General features: G+C 60.4%; 15 protein-coding genes. 5 read left to right on the top strand and 10 right to left on the bottom strand.

From position 1 onward, the window contains the following. The first annotated feature begins 99 nt into the window (after positions 1-99). From epd to fbaA, 3 genes are all read left to right on the top strand, one after another. Complete coding sequence (epd, locus tag SSARUM_RS19740) at positions 100-1,116, top strand: erythrose-4-phosphate dehydrogenase (protein WP_004931582.1); 1,017 nt, start codon at positions 100-102, stop codon at positions 1,114-1,116. A 70-nt stretch (positions 1,117-1,186) separates the two neighbouring features. Next, positions 1,187-2,350: a phosphoglycerate kinase gene (pgk, locus tag SSARUM_RS19735; protein WP_025160206.1), complete on the top strand. Its 1,164-nt coding sequence runs from the start codon at positions 1,187-1,189 to the stop codon at positions 2,348-2,350. 116 nt (positions 2,351-2,466) lie between these two features. Then, positions 2,467-3,546: a class II fructose-bisphosphate aldolase gene (fbaA, locus tag SSARUM_RS19730; protein WP_025304179.1), complete on the top strand. Its 1,080-nt coding sequence runs from the start codon at positions 2,467-2,469 to the stop codon at positions 3,544-3,546. Positions 3,547-3,602: 56 nt separating this feature from the next. Here the strand turns inward: fbaA and SSARUM_RS19725 are convergent, their stop codons facing one another. Beyond that, a complete protein-coding gene (locus SSARUM_RS19725) occupies positions 3,603-4,271 on the bottom strand; it encodes a DUF1345 domain-containing protein (protein WP_033635872.1) in 669 nt (222 codons plus the stop codon). Positions 4,272-4,476: 205 nt separating this feature from the next. Here SSARUM_RS19725 and mscS point away from each other — a divergent pair, with 205 nt between their 5' ends. Continuing rightward, on the top strand, positions 4,477-5,343 hold the full coding sequence (gene mscS, locus SSARUM_RS19720) for a small-conductance mechanosensitive channel MscS (protein WP_060431101.1): 867 nt from the start codon (positions 4,477-4,479) through the stop codon (positions 5,341-5,343). Positions 5,344-5,426: 83 nt separating this feature from the next. On the opposite strand, the gene SSARUM_RS19715 is transcribed toward mscS, so the two are convergent. The 3 genes from SSARUM_RS19715 to SSARUM_RS19705 form a co-directional block, all read right to left on the bottom strand. Further along, positions 5,427-6,776, bottom strand: a complete 1,350-nt coding sequence (locus SSARUM_RS19715; RefSeq protein WP_060431099.1) for an MFS transporter — start codon at positions 6,774-6,776, stop codon at positions 5,427-5,429. 171 nt (positions 6,777-6,947) lie between these two features. Then, positions 6,948-7,979: a methionine synthase gene (locus SSARUM_RS19710; RefSeq protein WP_033649411.1), complete on the bottom strand. Its 1,032-nt coding sequence runs from the start codon at positions 7,977-7,979 to the stop codon at positions 6,948-6,950. Between the two features lie 25 nt (positions 7,980-8,004). Next, positions 8,005-8,982, bottom strand: a complete 978-nt coding sequence (locus SSARUM_RS19705) for a DUF1852 domain-containing protein (RefSeq protein ID WP_060431097.1) — start codon at positions 8,980-8,982, stop codon at positions 8,005-8,007. A 316-nt stretch (positions 8,983-9,298) separates the two neighbouring features. Between SSARUM_RS19705 and SSARUM_RS19700 the strand changes: the two genes are divergently transcribed. After that, complete coding sequence (locus SSARUM_RS19700; RefSeq protein WP_033635867.1) at positions 9,299-9,838, top strand: DUF2058 domain-containing protein; 540 nt, start codon at positions 9,299-9,301, stop codon at positions 9,836-9,838. Between the two features lie 7 nt (positions 9,839-9,845). Here the strand turns inward: SSARUM_RS19700 and SSARUM_RS19695 are convergent, their stop codons facing one another. The 6 genes from SSARUM_RS19695 to SSARUM_RS19670 all read right to left on the bottom strand — a co-directional run bounded on the left by SSARUM_RS19695 (position 9,846) and on the right by SSARUM_RS19670 (position 15,677). Continuing rightward, complete coding sequence (locus SSARUM_RS19695; protein WP_060388356.1) at positions 9,846-10,544, bottom strand: RluA family pseudouridine synthase; 699 nt, start codon at positions 10,542-10,544, stop codon at positions 9,846-9,848. 143 nt (positions 10,545-10,687) lie between these two features. After that, the gene (gene araD / locus SSARUM_RS19690; RefSeq protein ID WP_033649413.1) at positions 10,688-11,383 is read right to left on the bottom strand and encodes an L-ribulose-5-phosphate 4-epimerase; all 696 of its coding nucleotides are present in this window, start codon (positions 11,381-11,383) and stop codon (positions 10,688-10,690) included. Continuing rightward, positions 11,377-12,237 carry an L-ribulose-5-phosphate 3-epimerase gene (locus SSARUM_RS19685; protein WP_060388357.1) on the bottom strand — a complete coding sequence of 287 codons (861 nt, stop codon included), beginning with the start codon at positions 12,235-12,237 and terminating at the stop codon, positions 11,377-11,379. The genes araD and SSARUM_RS19685 overlap by 7 nt, the downstream gene beginning before the upstream one ends. Before the next feature lies 1 nt (position 12,238). Further along, on the bottom strand, positions 12,239-12,895 hold the full coding sequence (gene ulaD, locus SSARUM_RS19680; protein ID WP_033649415.1) for a 3-keto-L-gulonate-6-phosphate decarboxylase UlaD: 657 nt from the start codon (positions 12,893-12,895) through the stop codon (positions 12,239-12,241). Beyond that, positions 12,892-14,382 (bottom strand): FGGY-family carbohydrate kinase, encoded by a 1,491-nt coding sequence (locus SSARUM_RS19675; RefSeq protein WP_060388358.1) that lies wholly within the window; start codon positions 14,380-14,382, stop codon positions 12,892-12,894. Before SSARUM_RS19675 ends, ulaD begins: the two co-directional genes overlap by 4 nt. After that, on the bottom strand, positions 14,382-15,677 hold the full coding sequence (locus tag SSARUM_RS19670; RefSeq protein WP_033654042.1) for an MFS transporter: 1,296 nt from the start codon (positions 15,675-15,677) through the stop codon (positions 14,382-14,384). The genes SSARUM_RS19675 and SSARUM_RS19670 overlap by 1 nt, the downstream gene beginning before the upstream one ends. Positions 15,678-15,764 lie beyond the last annotated feature (87 nt).

The raw sequence follows: 15,764 nt of genomic DNA, 5'->3' as shown, positions 1-15,764 counted from the left end.
TGCGATCCACTACTCTATGCGGGTTAGTGAGACAACCAGTCAGCGCCGGCCCGGCGCCGGTGAGTCAGCCCGGCGGGACGGCCCTTTTTCAGGAGCAGCATGACCATCCGCATAGCGATAAACGGCTTTGGCCGCATCGGCCGCAGCGTATTGCGCGCACTGTACGAATCGGGACGACGGGCGGAAATCTCCGTGGTGGCGATCAACGAGCTGGCGAACGCCGAGGGCATGGCTCATCTGCTGAAGTACGATTCCAGCCACGGCCGCTTCGCCTGGGATGTGCGGCAAGAGTGCGACACGCTGAGCGTCGGGGACGACGCGATTCGCCTGTTGCATCAGCCGGCGGTGGAGCAGTTGCCCTGGGGCGAGCTGGGCGTCGACGTGGTGCTGGACTGCAGCGGCGTGTACGGCAGCCGGGCGGATGGCGAAGCCCATCTGGCGGCGGGGGCGAAGAAAGTGCTGTTCGCCCATCCGGGCGGCAACGATCTGGACGCCACCATCGTGTTCGGCGTCAACCATCAGACGCTGCTGGCGGAACATCGCATCGTGTCCAACGCCTCGTGCACCACCAACTGCATTATTCCGGTGATCAAGCTGCTGGACGACGCCTACAGCATCGAATCCGGCACCGTGACCACCATTCACTCGGCGATGAACGATCAGCCGGTGATCGACGCGTATCACGCGGATTTGCGGCGCACCCGCGCGGCGAGCCAGTCGATCATTCCGGTCGACACCAAGCTGGCCGCGGGCATCACCCGTATCTTCCCGCAGTTTTGCGATCGCTTCGAGGCGATCTCGGTGCGCGTGCCGACCATCAACGTGACGGCTATCGATCTCAGCGTCAGCGTGAGCGCCGCGGTGAAGGTGGCGGAGGTCAACCAGCTGTTGCAAAAGGCCGCACGGGAATCATTTCGTGGTATAGTTGACTACACGGAATTACCATTGGTCTCGATCGATTTTAACCATGACCCGCACAGCGCTATCGTCGACGGTACGCAGACCCGGGTCAGCGGGCAGCACCTGATAAAGACCTTGGTCTGGTGCGACAATGAATGGGGCTTTGCCAATCGGATGTTGGATACAACACGGGCAATGGCCGCCAGCGGTTTCTAGTACGGCGGCGCCGGCGTGATTGGCGCGCTGCTCAGGCAATTTTATAGAGATTCAATAAAGAGGGTTCACCATGTCTGTAATTAAGATGACCGATCTGGATCTGGCGGGTAAACGCGTACTGATCCGCTCCGATCTGAACGTGCCGGTAAAAGACGGTAAAGTGACTTCCGACGCGCGTATCCGCGCTTCCCTGCCGACTATCGAAGCTGCGCTGAAGCAAGGCGCCCGCGTGATGGTAACCTCCCACCTGGGTCGTCCTACCGAAGGCGAGTACAACGAAGAATTCTCCCTGCTGCCTGTGGTCAACTACCTGAAAGATCACCTGAAATCCCCAGTGCGTCTGGCGAAGGATTATCTGGATGGCGTCGACGTCGCCGAAGGCGAACTGGTGGTGCTGGAAAACGTCCGTTTCAACAAGGGCGAGAAGAAAGACGACGAAACCCTGTCCAAGAAATACGCGGCGCTGTGCGACGTGTACGTAATGGACGCGTTCGGCACCGCGCACCGCGCGCAGGCTTCCACCCACGGCGTGGGCAAGTTCGCGCCTGTCGCCTGTGCCGGCCCGCTGCTGTCCGCCGAGCTGGAAGCGCTGGGCAAGGCCCTGGGCAACCCGGCCCGTCCGATGGTTGCCATCGTGGGCGGTTCTAAAGTCTCCACCAAACTGACCGTGCTGGATTCCCTGTCCAAAATCGCCGATCAGCTGATCGTCGGCGGCGGCATCGCCAACACCTTCGTGGCGGCGCAGGGCAACAACGTGGGCCAGTCCCTGTACGAACCTGACCTGATCCCGAACGCGCAGAAACTGCTGGAAACCTGCGACATCCCGGTTCCGACCGACGTGCGCGTAGCGACCGAGTTCTCCGAAACCGCGACCGCGACCGTGAAGCAGGCCAACGAGATCCAGGACAACGAGCAAATTCTGGATATGGGCGACGTCTCTGCCGAGCGTCTGGCCGTTATCCTGAAGAACGCCAAGACCATTCTGTGGAATGGCCCGGTTGGCGTATTCGAGTTCCCTAACTTCCGTAAGGGCACCGAAATTGTCGCCCGCGCGATCGCCGATAGCGACGCTTTCTCTATCGCTGGCGGCGGCGACACTCTGGCAGCCATCGATCTGTTCGGTATCGCTGACAAAATTTCCTACATCTCCACCGGCGGTGGCGCATTCCTGGAATTCGTTGAAGGGAAACCGCTGCCTGCAGTCGTGATGCTGGAAGAGCGCGCTAAGCAGTAATTCAGACAACGGGAGGCGAAAGCCGCCCGTTTGTTTTATACCGCGCGGCTCACGCTGCGCGGCGTGAAAACATCGATTTACATCCATCTACGGCCGACGAAACAGGACAAAGTAACATGTCTAAAATTTTTGATTTCGTAAAACCGGGTGTCATCACGGGTGATGACGTTCAGAAAGTCTTCGCAGTTGCTAAAGAGAACAACTTTGCGCTGCCAGCGGTAAACTGCGTGGGTACCGACTCCATTAACGCAGTGCTGGAAGCCGCGGCTAAAGTGCGCGCGCCGGTCATCGTTCAGTTCTCCAACGGCGGCGCCGCGTTCATCGCCGGCAAAGGCGTGAAGACCGATGTGCCTCAGGGCGCAGCGATTCTGGGCGCCATCTCCGGCGCACACCACGTTCACCAGATGGCTGAACACTACGGCGTGCCGGTGATCCTGCACACCGACCACTGCGCGAAGAAACTGCTGCCATGGCTGGACGGCCTGCTGGACGCCGGCGAGAAGCACTTCGCCGCTACCGGCAAACCGCTGTTCTCTTCTCACATGATCGATCTGTCTGAAGAGTCTCTGGAAGAAAACATCGAGATCTGCAGCGCCTACCTGAAGCGCATGGCCAAAATCGGCATGACGCTGGAAATCGAACTGGGCTGCACCGGCGGTGAAGAAGATGGCGTGGACAACAGCCATATGGACGCTTCCGCACTGTACACCCAGCCGGAAGACGTGGCTTACGCGTACGAAAAACTGAACGCCATCAGCCCGCGCTTCACCATCGCTGCCTCCTTCGGTAACGTGCACGGCGTGTACAAGCCAGGCAACGTCAAGCTGACCCCGACCATCCTGCGTGATTCTCAGGACTACGTGTCCAAGAAATTCAACCTGCCGCACAACAGCCTGAACTTCGTGTTCCACGGCGGTTCCGGTTCTACCGACGCAGAGATCAAAGAGTCTGTGGGTTACGGCGTGATCAAGATGAACATCGACACCGACACCCAATGGGCGACCTGGGACGGCATCCTGCAGTACTACAAAGCGAACGAAGCTTACCTGCAGGGCCAGCTGGGCAACCCGAAAGGCGCCGATCAGCCGAACAAGAAATACTACGATCCACGCGTATGGCTGCGCGCAGCGCAGACCAGCATGGTGACGCGTCTGGAGCAGGCCTTCAAAGATCTGAACGCGGTAGACGTTCTGTAATCTTCGGCACCTGTTGCACGATGCAAAAGGCTCCCTGCGGGGAGCCTTTTTCGTTTTCAGCCCAGCAGGCCGGCGCCGACGTTGATAGACAGGCCCAGGATCAGCATGTTGAACACGAACGAAATAACCGACTGTACGAGCGCGATTTTACGCACCTCCGCGGCGCCGACCGCCACGTCGGCGGTTTGCGAGGCGACCGCGATGGTGAAAGAGAAGTAGGCGAAGTCCAGATAGGTCGGCTCGGTGAGATTGCCGGGGAACAGCAGCGGCAAAGGCTCCTGCTGCGCACCCTGGCGATAAAATTGATGGGCGTAGTGCATGGTGAAGGCGGTCGGCAGCAGCAGCCAGGAGACCGCCAGCGTTCCGCCGGTTAACGCCAGATGCAGGGTTTTCAGCGAGTCGCTGGCCTGTTTGGCGCTGCTCAATTCGAACAGGATCGCCAGAATGCTCACCAGACAACCGAAACTGACCAGCGCCAACACCGTGCTGGCGCTTTCATCCTGTCGCCGGGCGATCTGGCGAATGTGCTGCGGCGTGCTGACCAGCATCAGCCGCCAGAGAAACAGCAGGTAGAGCCAGGCCAGCGTATTCCAGCCGATCATCAAGCGCTGCAGCAACGAGAGCTGGGCGGGCAGCAGCAGAAAGCACAACAGCCCGGCGCCGACAGAAAACAGCAGCCTGGGCCGCACTTGCCAATAATGTTTGAGCGAAGAGCGAATGTGCATGAAGAACGGATCCCTTGTCGTGAAATGGCCAACGCGCTGTTTTCAGCATAGAAGAAGCGGCGAGCGGTTTCGGCTATTTTTAACGCTGACGGTTGGCATGAGCCTTTAATGTTGGTTACCCTTAGGCGGTGGTTTCCGACTGGCTGCCGAGGCCAGTGTATTTTTGCGAGTTTCTCCCGTTAGGGACTGAGTTAGGACGACACGAATGAAAGATTTGAATGTAGTAGACGGCATCAACGGTGCCGGCAACTGGTTGGTGAAGAACCAGGATCTGTTGATCCAGTACGCGGTGAATATCGTCGCCGCCATCGTTATCCTGATCATCGGTTCGATCGTGGCTCGCGTGGTCGGCAATGCGCTGAACCGCGTGATGAAGCTGCGCGGCATCGACGCCACGGTGGCAGACTTCCTGGCGGCGATCGTGCGCTACGGCGTGCTGGCGTTCACCTTCATCGCCGTGCTGGGGCGTGTCGGCGTGCAGACCACCTCGGTGATCGCCGTGCTGGGCGCCGCCGGTTTGGCCGTCGGCCTGGCGCTGCAAGGCTCGCTGTCCAACTTCGCCGCCGGCGTGCTGCTGGTGATCTTCCGTCCGCTGCGCGTGGGGGAATATGTCGATCTGGGCGGCGTGGCCGGTACCGTCGATCAGGTGCAGATTTTTTCCACCACCCTGCGTACCGCAGACAACAAAACCATCGTGGTGCCGAACGGTAAAATCATCGCCGGCAACATCATCAACTACTCCCGCGAGCCGAACCGCCGCGTGGATATCGTGGTAGGCGTGGCCTACAACGCCGATATCGACGTGGTGAAGAAGGTGCTGGGCGATGTGATCGCCGCCGACAAGCGCATCATGCACGCCAAAGGCGTGACCGTGCGTCTGAACGAGATGGCGCCGTCTTCCCTGAACTTCGTCACCCGTTCCTGGACCACCAACGCGGAATACTGGAACGTGTACTTCGATCTGATGGAAAACTTCAAGCGCTCGCTGGATGCCCACAACATCGGCATTCCGTTCCCGCAGATGGACGTGCACCTGTATCGCACCGAAGACGCTTCCGCCAAGGCGGAATAACAGAGAAGGGGGCCTTGGCCCCCTTTTTTGATTACAGGCCGAGACATCTCCAAGGGCGTCTCGGCCTTTTCTTTTCCGCGAGTTCAGGCGCCGGCGACCGGCTTGGCGAGCGGCGCGCGGCGGCGCAGGCTGAGGCGATAGAGCAGGAAGATGGCGCCCGCGCCCAGCAGCGCCGGCAGCGCCAGCCAGAGGAAGAACACTTCCGCCGAGCCGGCGGCGGTCATCATCCAGGCGCCGAGCATTGAGCCGACGATCGAGCCGAAGCGGCCATTGGCCATGGCCCAGCTGACGCCGGTGACGCGGGCCGCGGTCGGATAAAGGGTGGCGGAAACCAGATTCAGGCCGTTCTGCGCGCCGGCCACGCCGAAGCCTATCAGGAACACGCCGGCGGCCAGCGTGTAGACGTCGCCCATCAGATACCCGGTCGCGCCGATCACCAGCGCGGCCCCCAGGTAGGAGACGGCCAGCACGCGGTAGGGCCCGATCCGGTCCATCAGCAGCGCCATCAGGATGGCGCCCAGGGTGCCGCCGAGCGGCACCATCGCCCCGATGCGCGAGGCGTGGACGATATCGTAACCGGCGTCTTTAAGTATCGTCGGCAGCCAACTGGTGAGCAGGTAGAACACGAACAGCGAGCAGAAGAACGCCGCCCACAGCAGCAGGGTGCGCGCGGCGCGCCCTTCGATAAACAGGTGCGAGATCGGCGACTTGGCCTGTGCCGGGCGCTCGTCATCGACAATGGTTATCCCCGTCCAACGTTGGCCGGTGATACGCTCGACCACCCGGCGCAGCCGATCGGCATGCCTGGCGCTGGCGGCCATAAAGCGTACCGACTCGGGCATCTGCCAGGCCAGCAGCGGCAGCAGCGCCAACGGCGCGATGCCGCCGACCAGCAGCACGCCGCGCCAGCCAAATGCAGGAATGATCTGCCCGGCCAGCAGGCCGCCCAGGGCCAAGCCGGCGGTAAAGCCGCTCCAGCTCAGGGTGACCATCAGCATGCGGCGGCGCGCCGGTGAGTACTCCGAGCTGAGGGTGATGCAGGTCGGTATCGCGCCCCCGAGGCCAATGCCGGTGATGAAGCGCAGCAGGGTCAGGGATTCGATCGAATGCGTATAGGCCGAAGCCAGGGTGCAGCCGCCAAATACCAGCACCGCGACGAGCAGCACGCGTTTGCGGCCGATGGCGTCGGCGATCGGCCCGAACAGCAGGCTGCCGATCAGCAGGCCGAACAACCCCGCGCCGAAGGCGGGGGAGAGCTGCGAGGGCTGCAGGCCCCACTCTTCGCGCAGCGCGGGGGCGATATAGCCGATGATGGCGGTATCGAACCCGTCCAGCAGGGCGATCAGGAAACACAGGGTGAGGATGAGGATTTGATAAGGCGAGATCCTGGCGCGATCGATAATTTCGCTGATGCGAGCGGTATCTGGGCTCATGAGGGTTCCACTGTTATTAAGCTGGTGTGGGCTGGCTGAGGGGCCGTTCAGGCCGCTGTGGCTGGCATCGCGTAGAAATCCGAGTATACACCAGAGCGGGGGCGTTGCGGGGAGGGGGAGTCGATGATCATCGCCCGCCGCAGGAGGGTACTGCGGCGGGCGATGGCGCGATTATTTGGCCAGCAGTTCTCGGCGCACGATCTCGGCGCCGGCACTCAAGGCATTCAGCTTGCCGCTGGCGACCTGACGAGGCAGGGGAGCCATGCCGCAGTTGGTCGACGGATAGAGTTTGTCGGCATCGACAAACTGCAGCGCTTTGCGCAGCGTAGCGGCCACTTCCTCCGGCGTCTCAACGGTATGATTCGCCACATCAATGGCGCCAACCATCACTTTTTTGCCGCGAATCAGTTCCAGCAGATCCATCGGGACGTGCGAGTTATGGCACTCCAGCGAGATAATATCGATGGTAGACGTTTGCAGCTTGGGGAACGCCTCTTCATATTGCCGCCATTCTGAGCCCAGCGTCTTTTTCCAGTCGGTATTGGCCTTAATGCCGTATCCATAGCAGATATGCACCGCCGTTTCACACTTAAGCCCTTCAACGGCCCTTTCCAGGGCGGCGATGCCCCAGTCATTCACCTCGTCAAAGAACACGTTAAATGCGGGCTCATCAAACTGAATAATGTCGACGCCGGCGGCCTCGAGCTCTTTGGCTTCCTGATTGAGGATCTTGGCGAACTCCCAGGCCAATTTCTCGCGGCTTTTATAGTGGTTGTCATAGAGCGTGTCGATCATGGTCATCGGCCCCGGCAGGGCCCATTTAATCGGCTGTTTGGTCAGCTGGCGTAAAAATTTGGCGTCTTCAACGAAAACGGGCTTTTGGCGCGCCACCGCACCCACGACGCTCGGCACGCTCGCCTCATAGCGATTGCGGATTTTAACCACTTCGCGTTTCTCGAAATCGACGCCGCTGAGGTGCTCGATGAACGTCGTGACGAAATGCTGGCGCGTTTGCTCGCCATCGCTGACGATATCGATGCCGGCCTGTTGTTGTTCAGCCAGCGACAAACGCAGGGCATCCTGTTTCCCTTCGATTAATTCTTCATTTTGCAATTTCCAGGGCGACCACAGGGTTTCCGGTTGGGCCAGCCAGGAAGGTTTGGGCAAGCTGCCGGCGGTCGAGGTAGGGAGCAATATTTTCATAATAGATGACCTGTATTTAAGTGAATCAAAGCGCGTAGTGAGCAGACCATTGCTCAAGAATGGGCTTGTAGGGTTTGATAAATTGCTCTTCCGTAAATTTCCCCTGCTCAATCGCTAACTGGCTACGCTCTTCGCGATCGTAAACAATCTTGGTTAATGAATAGTCCTGGTTATTGAGGCTTGGCTGATAGCATTGCCCCGCCGCCGAGTTGGCATTGTAAATTTCAGGCCGATAGATTTTTTGGAAGGTCTCCATCGTGCTGATGGTGCCGATCAGCTCCAGATCGGTGTAATCGCTCAGCAAATCCCCGGGGAAATAAAACGCCAGGGGCGCGACGCTATTTTTCGGCATGAAATAGCGCACCTGCAGGCCCATTTTTTTAAAATACCGGTCGGTCAGCGAAGCGCCGTCTTGCCGATACTCGTCGCCCAACACCGGATGTTGATTGCCCGTCCGATGATAGGTGTCTTTGCTGGAGACGCTGAGGCAGATCACCGGCGGTTTGCTGAAATTCTCATGGTATTCGTTTGAATTGACGAAGTGCTTAAAGATATTGCCGTGCAAATCGCCGAAATCATTCGGGATAGTGAATTCCGCCGTGTTTTTATTGTGCGCCGGCAGCAAGACGCTAAAGTCATAATCGCGCACGTAAGACGAGAAATTGTTCCCGACGATGCCATCAATTCGCTTTTGCGTTTTTTTATCGATGATGTTGGTTTTCAGGATTTCGATCACCGGGAAGCTGGCGCCCTGATCTTCAACGCGCATCTCCACCGAAATGATGTCAAGCTCAACCGAATAGCGGTCGGCCTTGGGGTTATCCCAATGCGCCAACGAATTGAAGCGATTGTTAATCATCACCAGCGTGTTGCGCAGGTTCTCCCGGCGGTTTTCCCCTCTGGCCAAATTGGCGAAGTTGGTGGTGATACGCGTACTTTTAGAAGGGTTATAATCTTCATCGAAAGAACTGCTCTTAATCGTAAAGGCAAAGTCTCTATTCATCGTCTTATAGTATCCTGTTATATGATATGAAGGCTGGATTTATCCATTTCTTTCAATGGGTTGTTTTTCTCTTTTTTTATTCAGCCGATTTCATATTGTCTGTCGTTAATGAGGTCTATTTTTGCCAGAGTCCCGGTGGGAGTGAAAGAGACTTAATTTCATTACCACATGAGCGCTATTCATGATCTGGCGTTCGGGCCGGTTGGCCGCCGTCGCCCTGCGGCGCAAACCGCCAACGTACCGGGCCGGCAACCTGGTGCAGCCTGAAAAATTACGGGTATAATCCCCCCATGATCCCACGGCTTCAGACACGAACATGACAAAACTCACCTTACAAGAGCAGATGCTCAAAGCGGGCTTGGTAACCAGCAAGAAAATGGCCAAAGTCCAAAGAACGGCTAAAAAATCACGCGTTCAGGCCCGCGAGGCCAGAGAGGCGGTGGAAGAGAATAAAAAGGCGCAGCTTGAGCGCGATAAGCAGCTGAACGAGCAGCAAAAGCAGGCCGCGCTGTCCAAAGAATACAAGGCGCAGGTGAAACAGCTGATCGAAATGAACCGCATCGTTCTGGCGAAAGGCGATATCGGTTTCAACTTCACCGACGGTAACCTGATCAAGAAAATCCTGGTGGATAAGGCGACGCAAACCCAGCTGATCAATGGCCGCCTCGCCATTGCACGCCTGGTGGTCGAGAACCGGGAAGAGTGTGAATACGCGATTATCCCCGCGAGCGTCGCCGATAAAATCGCGCAGCGCGATGCGGCCAGCATTGTGCTGCACAGCGCGCTGAGTCAGGAAGAACAGGATGAAGACGATCCGTACGCCGACTTTAAAGTGCCCGACGATTTGATGTGGTAAGCCGCGTTCAGAACGGCGCGGCGTGACGAGCGGCGATCCGCTCCCCGCTAATGGGGTGCACAAAGTCCAGCTCGCTGGCGTGCAGCATCAGCCGCGGCGTCTGTTCGGTACCCGGCAGCAGTCGCCCGCCATACAGATCGCAGCCTAAAATAGGGTGGCCCAACTGCCGGCTGTGAATACGCAGCTGGTGGGTGCGCCCGGTCTCCGGGATGAGCTGCACCCGCGTCAGCGGCAGCGAGATCCCGCCCTCCGCTTCACGATAAAAGCGCTCGACGACCCGATAGCGGGAGCGGGCGGGCTTGCCGTGGAGGGCGCAAATCGACATCAGCGGGAACAGCGCCGGATCTTTGGCGATCGCCGCGTCTATTACCCCTTCGTTATCCGCCAGATGGCCGCACAGCAGCGCGCTGTACACTTTGCCGACGGTGCGCTCGCTGAACTGCCGGCAGAGCGCGGCGTTGGCGGCCTTGTTGCGGGCCACCACCATCAAGCCGGACGTGCCGAAATCCAGGCGGTGCACCAGGGTGCAGCCGGGGAAGATCTGTACCAGCCGATGGTGTACCGAATCGAGATTCTGCGGATTCTTGCCCGACAGGCTGAGCAGCCCGGCCGGCTTATTGATCAGCGCCAGATGATCGTCCTGATAGAGGATCTCTATTTGGTCATGGCATGGCGGTGCGATAAAGGTATCGGTGACAGTAGACATTGGGCGGCCGGCTGGAAGGTGGGTGCGGATGATAGCGAATTTTTCGCCGATGGGCGAATGCGGTTATCGTTATCACTGCGCCTCATGCCCGCTGGCACCCGATGCGGCAAAGCATCGGGCGCAACGATTATGGCCCTGGCGCGCTACTGCCCGTAGTAGGCGTTTTGGCCGTGTTTGCGCAGGTAGTGTTTGTCCAACAGTTCGCGCTGCATGCTGTGGATGCCCGGCGTCAGCTGGCGTGAGAAAATGCCCATGTAGGCAATTTCTTCCAGCACCACCGCATTATGCACCGCATTGTGGGCGTCTTTGCCCCAGGCGAAGGGGCCGTGGGCGTTGACCAGTACCGCTGGGATAGCGTTGGGATTGATATCGCGCCGGCGGAAGGTTTCGATAATCACCTTGCCGGTTTCCAGTTCGTAATCGTGCTCAATTTCATCCTGGGTCATCAGGCGCGTGCAGGGGATAGCGCCATAAAAATAGTCGGCGTGGGTGGTTCCCCAGGCGGGGATGTCCAGCCCGGCCTGCGCCCAGATGGTGGCGTGGCGGGAATGGGTGTGGACGATGCCGCCGATATCGGCAAATTCGCGGTACAGCGCCAGATGGGTGGCGGTGTCCGACGACGGTTTCTTTGCCCCCTCGACGGTGCGGCCGCTGGCCAGATCGACCACCACCATATCCTCCGCCGTCATATGCTCGTATTCAACGCCGGAAGGCTTGATCACCACCAGGCCGCGTTCGCGATCCACCGCGCTGACGTTGCCCCAGGTAAAGGTCACCAGCTTATGGCGCGGCAGATCGAGATTGGCCTCCAGCACCTGTTGTTTTAACTGAGTCAGCATGTCATGCCCCCTTGTTGCATTTTCTGTTCGATCCAGCGGCGGGCCTGAACGATCTCGGCCACCGGCTCCTCGGCTTTTTCTGTCCACATCTCAATCAGGAATGCGCCGCGGTAATTGAGGCGCTGCAACGTGCGAAACACCTCGACGAAGTCGACGCAGCCTTCGCCAAACGGCACGTCACGGAATTGCCCCGGCGAAGCGGCGGTGACCGGGTAGGTGTCTTTCAGGTGAATGGCGGCGATGCGATCGATGCCCAGCTCCAGTTCGCGCGGCACGTCGTTGCCCCAGGCGCTGAGGTTGCCAACGTCTGGATACACCGTGAACCACGGCGAGGCCAGCAGGGCGTCCCAGGCTTTCCATTTACCGATCGAGTTCATAAAGGGGGTATCCATAATTTCCACCGCCAGCATCACCTGGGCGGCGGCGGCACGTTCTACCGCCCACTGCATGCCTTCGCTAAAGCGCGCCAGCGTCCCCTCGTCCTGCTCTTCGTAATACACGTCGTAGCCGGCCAGCTGGATGGTGCGGATACCGACGTCTTGGGCCAGCTTAATGGCCTGTTCCATCACGTCGAAGGCGCGCTGGCGCAGCGCCGGATCGTGGCTGCCAAAGGGAAAGCGCCGGTGGCCGGAGAGGCACATCGACGGGATGCGGATGCCGGTTTCCAGCATGGCGTCCACCAGCGCCAGGCGCTGCGCTTTGCTCCAGCTCAGGCGCGCCAGGCGTTCATCGCTTTCGTCCACCGACATTTCGACGAAGTCGAAGCCGCAGGCCTTGGCCAGCGCCAGGCGTTCGGGCCAGCTCAGGTGTTTCGGCAGCGCCTTCTCGTAAATTCCCAACGGGTGCTGACGCATATCATGATCTCCAGATGTCATCGATGGCGGTGCGGAACTGCCTGGCGGCCGCCGGCGGATCCCCGGCTTCGGCCAGCGCGCGGCCGGCGATAAAGGCGGTGACGGCGATCTCTTTAAACAGCGGCAGGTCGGCGGGCGTAATGCCGCCGGTCACCGACAGTTCGATGCCCAGATCGGACAGCGCCTTCATCCGATCCAGATCCTGCCGGCCCCAGGTTTGCCCGCTGGCCTGCGCGTCGCGGCCGCGGTGATAGATCGCCTGGCGAATGCCGAGGCCGCGCCATTGCCGTGCATCCTCCAATGTCCAGCGGCCGAACAGTTCGATCTGGATTTCACCGCCGTGACGCTCGGCGACCTCCCGCGCGCTGGCCATGGTGGCCAACGGCGCGGCGCAGATCACCGTCATCCAGTCCGCGCCCTGGCCGAAAGCCTGCTCGGCCAGCGTCGCGCCGGCGTCGGCCACCTTGAGATCGGCCACCAGCGTGTGCTGCGGGCAGCGCTCGCGCAGCGCGCTAACCGCCTGAATGCCGGCGCTGATGCACAAAATGGTACCGGCCTCGATGATGTCCACATGGGGGCTGAGGGTCTCGGCGGTGCGCAGCGCCGTATCCAAACGGGTTTGATCGAGCGCCAACTGCAGGCGCGGTTTCGTGCTCATGGAGCCTCCTTGTTGGCGGGCTGCAGATTTTGCAATGCAGCAATCAGTGCCTGATAACGTTGGTGTTTGTTGTCGTAAGCTTCAGCGGCGGCCGCATCTGGCAGCAGCCGCTCGATACGCGGCGCCAGCCGGTGCTGGGCGGCGGTGAAATCGTTGAAGGCGCCGCTGCCGACCATGGCCGCCATCGCCGCGCCCAGACAGCCGGTTTCTTCCACCTGCGGCAGCTCCACCGGCAGGCCGCTGACGTCGGCGAACATTTGCATCCAGGGGAGGGATTTGGCAGGGCCGCCGGTCACGCGCAGTGCCTGCGCCTCAGGGAAACGCCGGCGCATGCGGTTAAGGTGCGTCATGTGGCAGAACACCACGCCTTCGTAGATCGCCTGCACCAGGTGCTCGCGCTGGTGGAAGGCCTGCAGGCCGTAGAAGCTGGCGCTCAGCCCCAGGCCGGCGTTGGATCCGTACAGGAAAGGGGCGAACAGCAGATCGCCGGCGGCTTTCGGCAGGGCGGCGACCCAGCGGTTAAGCTGGCCGTAGTCCTGCAGCCCCCATTGGCGACAGAACCATTCCAGGTTGGCGGCGGACGTGGGGCTGGCTTCATGCACGATGTATTGGCCGCTTTCGGCGTGGCGGCCATAGACAAAGGGATGATCGAAACCCTCGACGATGGCGTCGGTGATGCCGCTGGTGACTGACCAGGTTCCCATCACCGCATTGAGCCGGGTTTCGTCCTGCAGGCCGGCGCACAGCGCGGTGGACACCACGTCGAACAGCCCACCGACCACCGGGGTGCCGGTTTGCAGGCCGGTGATGGCCGCGGCGTTTGCCGCGACGCGCCCGGCGATATCGGCCGAACCGACAATCGTCGGCAGGGCGGGCATGATGTCGCCGATACCCAGCAGCTGCGCCAGCGCCGGGTCATAGCGTCCGCTGCGCATCAGATACAGGTTGGATTCGGAGATATTGGTTTCTTCGCAGGCCAGCTCGCCGGTCAGGCAATAGCGCAGGTAGTCGTGCGCCATCAGCACGCTGCCGATGCGGGCGTAACGTTCCGGCTGATGCCGCTTCAGCCAACGCAGCAGCGAGACCGGGTGCCCGGTCCACAGCGTTTGGCGCGTTTGCGGATACAGCGCCTGCGGCACGCCCTGTCGCTGCCATTCCTGCACCAGCGCCAGCGCGCGCTGATCGGAAGAGAGCATGGCGTTGCCCAGCGGCTGCCCCTGCTTATCCAACAGAAATGCGCCCTTGCCCTGCGCCGAGATGCCGATGGCCTGGATGGCGCCGGCGGCGACGCCGCTGGCGGACAGCACTTCACGGATCACGTCGGCGGCGGTGCGCCACAGCGATGCCATATCGCGCTCGGCCCAGCCGGGCTGCGGCGCGACGATCGCCAGATTGCGCCGCGCAACGCCGTGTTCATGGCCCCGGCGGTCGTATAATCCCGCCTTGATGAAGGTGCCGCCGCAGTCGAGCCCCAGCCAATATTCCATCATTCGTTCCTCGCGCCGTGGTCGCATTTATTGGGCAGCATCAACGCCAGCACGGAGGCGATCGCCAGCGAAGCCGCCAGGCTGTAGACGCCGACGTCCTTGCTGAACAGGCTGATCAGGACGCCGACCATATACGGGCCGCAAAAGCCGCCGAGGTTGCCCAGCGCATTGATCACGCCGCGCGCGCCGCCGGCCACTTCGGCGTTGAACAATTTGGGCGGGATGGTCCAGAACACCCCGGCTGCCGCCTGAATAAACACGCCGCAGCCGACCAGCGCAGCGTAAGACCACCAGACGTGATCCTTCAGCAGCACCGACAGCGCCATGCAGGCAGCAAAGCAGGCCAGCGGCAGGGCGACGAAGACTTTGCGCTTGCCGGTGCGATCGGAGAGGGTGGAGATGATCAGCATGCCGAAGATGGCGCCGATATAGGGCAGGATAGCGAGCAGGCCCACTTGCTCCATATCGCCGTGGGTCAGCCCTTTCAAAATGGTCGGCAGCCACAGGGTGTAGCCGTAGATACCGGTCTGGTAGAAGAAATTCACCAGGATCAACTGCCACATGATCCGGTCGCCCAGCACCCGGCGCAGCGAGGCGTTGCGCACCGTTTTTCCTTTAATCAGCAGCTGTTCGTCGTGCAGGGTCTTCACCAGATACTCTTTTTCCGCCTGCGAGATCCATTTGGCTTCCTGCGGCCGGTTGCTGATGGTGAAGTACCACAGTGCCATCACCACCAGCGACAGAGCCCCCTCCACCAGGAACAGCATGCGCCAGTCCCAGGCGGTGATGATCCAACCCGACAGCGGGGCGGTGAGGATGCCGGCGATCGGTACGAACATGATGACGATGGCGTTGGCGCGGCCGCGCTCCTTATCCGGGAACCAGTTGCTGATCATGGTCAGCACCACCGGCAGCATGCCGCCTTCGGAAACGCCGAGGGCGAAGCGCAGGAACAGCAGCTGGTATTGGTTGGTGACCAGGCCGGTCAGCACCGAGATCACCGCCCAGGCCAACAGTGACCAGCCGATGAATTTCTTGCCGTTGCCGTATACCGCCAGCTTGCCGCCGGGCACCTGCAGAAACAGGTAACCGATGAAGAAAATGCCGCCGGCCAGCCCGGCCATCGAGGCGGTGATGCCGAGTTCGTCATCCATGCCGCCGGGCATGGCGAAGGCGATATTGACCCGGTCCATGTAAGAAATGATGCAGGTGATGAGGATCGGCGGCACGATCCTCAGCCAGCGGAGCTTGGGTATCGCCTGGCTTTGGCTGACGGAAACGGAGGCTGTATTCATAAGGACCTCTTTCGATGTTCGCTTTTTTGTAGGGTCGGGCGTTATTGTTTTGCTTGGTTTGGGCGCAAGGGCGCCCGCACAGGCCCC

It is taken from the genome of Serratia sarumanii (assembly GCF_029962605.1).
In the GTDB taxonomy this organism is placed as follows: Bacteria; Pseudomonadota; Gammaproteobacteria; order Enterobacterales; family Enterobacteriaceae; genus Serratia; species Serratia sarumanii.
Note: the sequence above shows the minus strand (reverse complement) of the source record. Positions and strands in the feature narration are given on the sequence as shown.

Excerpts from the sequence above, each read along its gene's own strand:
- epd (WP_004931582.1), top strand. The coding sequence starts at position 100 with ATGACCATCCGCATAGCGATAAACGGCTTTGGCCGCATCGGCCGCAGC.
- pgk (WP_025160206.1), top strand. The coding sequence starts at position 1,187 with ATGTCTGTAATTAAGATGACCGATCTGGATCTGGCGGGTAAACGCGTA.
- fbaA (WP_025304179.1), top strand. The coding sequence starts at position 2,467 with ATGTCTAAAATTTTTGATTTCGTAAAACCGGGTGTCATCACGGGTGAT.
- SSARUM_RS19725 (WP_033635872.1), bottom strand. The coding sequence starts at position 4,271 with ATGCACATTCGCTCTTCGCTCAAACATTATTGGCAAGTGCGGCCCAGG.
- mscS (WP_060431101.1), top strand. The coding sequence starts at position 4,477 with ATGAAAGATTTGAATGTAGTAGACGGCATCAACGGTGCCGGCAACTGG.
- SSARUM_RS19715 (WP_060431099.1), bottom strand. The coding sequence starts at position 6,776 with ATGAGCCCAGATACCGCTCGCATCAGCGAAATTATCGATCGCGCCAGG.
- SSARUM_RS19710 (WP_033649411.1), bottom strand. The coding sequence starts at position 7,979 with ATGAAAATATTGCTCCCTACCTCGACCGCCGGCAGCTTGCCCAAACCT.
- SSARUM_RS19705 (WP_060431097.1), bottom strand. The coding sequence starts at position 8,982 with ATGAATAGAGACTTTGCCTTTACGATTAAGAGCAGTTCTTTCGATGAA.
- SSARUM_RS19700 (WP_033635867.1), top strand. The coding sequence starts at position 9,299 with ATGACAAAACTCACCTTACAAGAGCAGATGCTCAAAGCGGGCTTGGTA.
- SSARUM_RS19695 (WP_060388356.1), bottom strand. The coding sequence starts at position 10,544 with ATGTCTACTGTCACCGATACCTTTATCGCACCGCCATGCCATGACCAA.
- araD (WP_033649413.1), bottom strand. The coding sequence starts at position 11,383 with ATGCTGACTCAGTTAAAACAACAGGTGCTGGAGGCCAATCTCGATCTG.
- SSARUM_RS19685 (WP_060388357.1), bottom strand. The coding sequence starts at position 12,237 with ATGCGTCAGCACCCGTTGGGAATTTACGAGAAGGCGCTGCCGAAACAC.
- ulaD (WP_033649415.1), bottom strand. The coding sequence starts at position 12,895 with ATGAGCACGAAACCGCGCCTGCAGTTGGCGCTCGATCAAACCCGTTTG.
- SSARUM_RS19675 (WP_060388358.1), bottom strand. The coding sequence starts at position 14,382 with ATGGAATATTGGCTGGGGCTCGACTGCGGCGGCACCTTCATCAAGGCG.
- SSARUM_RS19670 (WP_033654042.1), bottom strand. The coding sequence starts at position 15,677 with ATGAATACAGCCTCCGTTTCCGTCAGCCAAAGCCAGGCGATACCCAAG.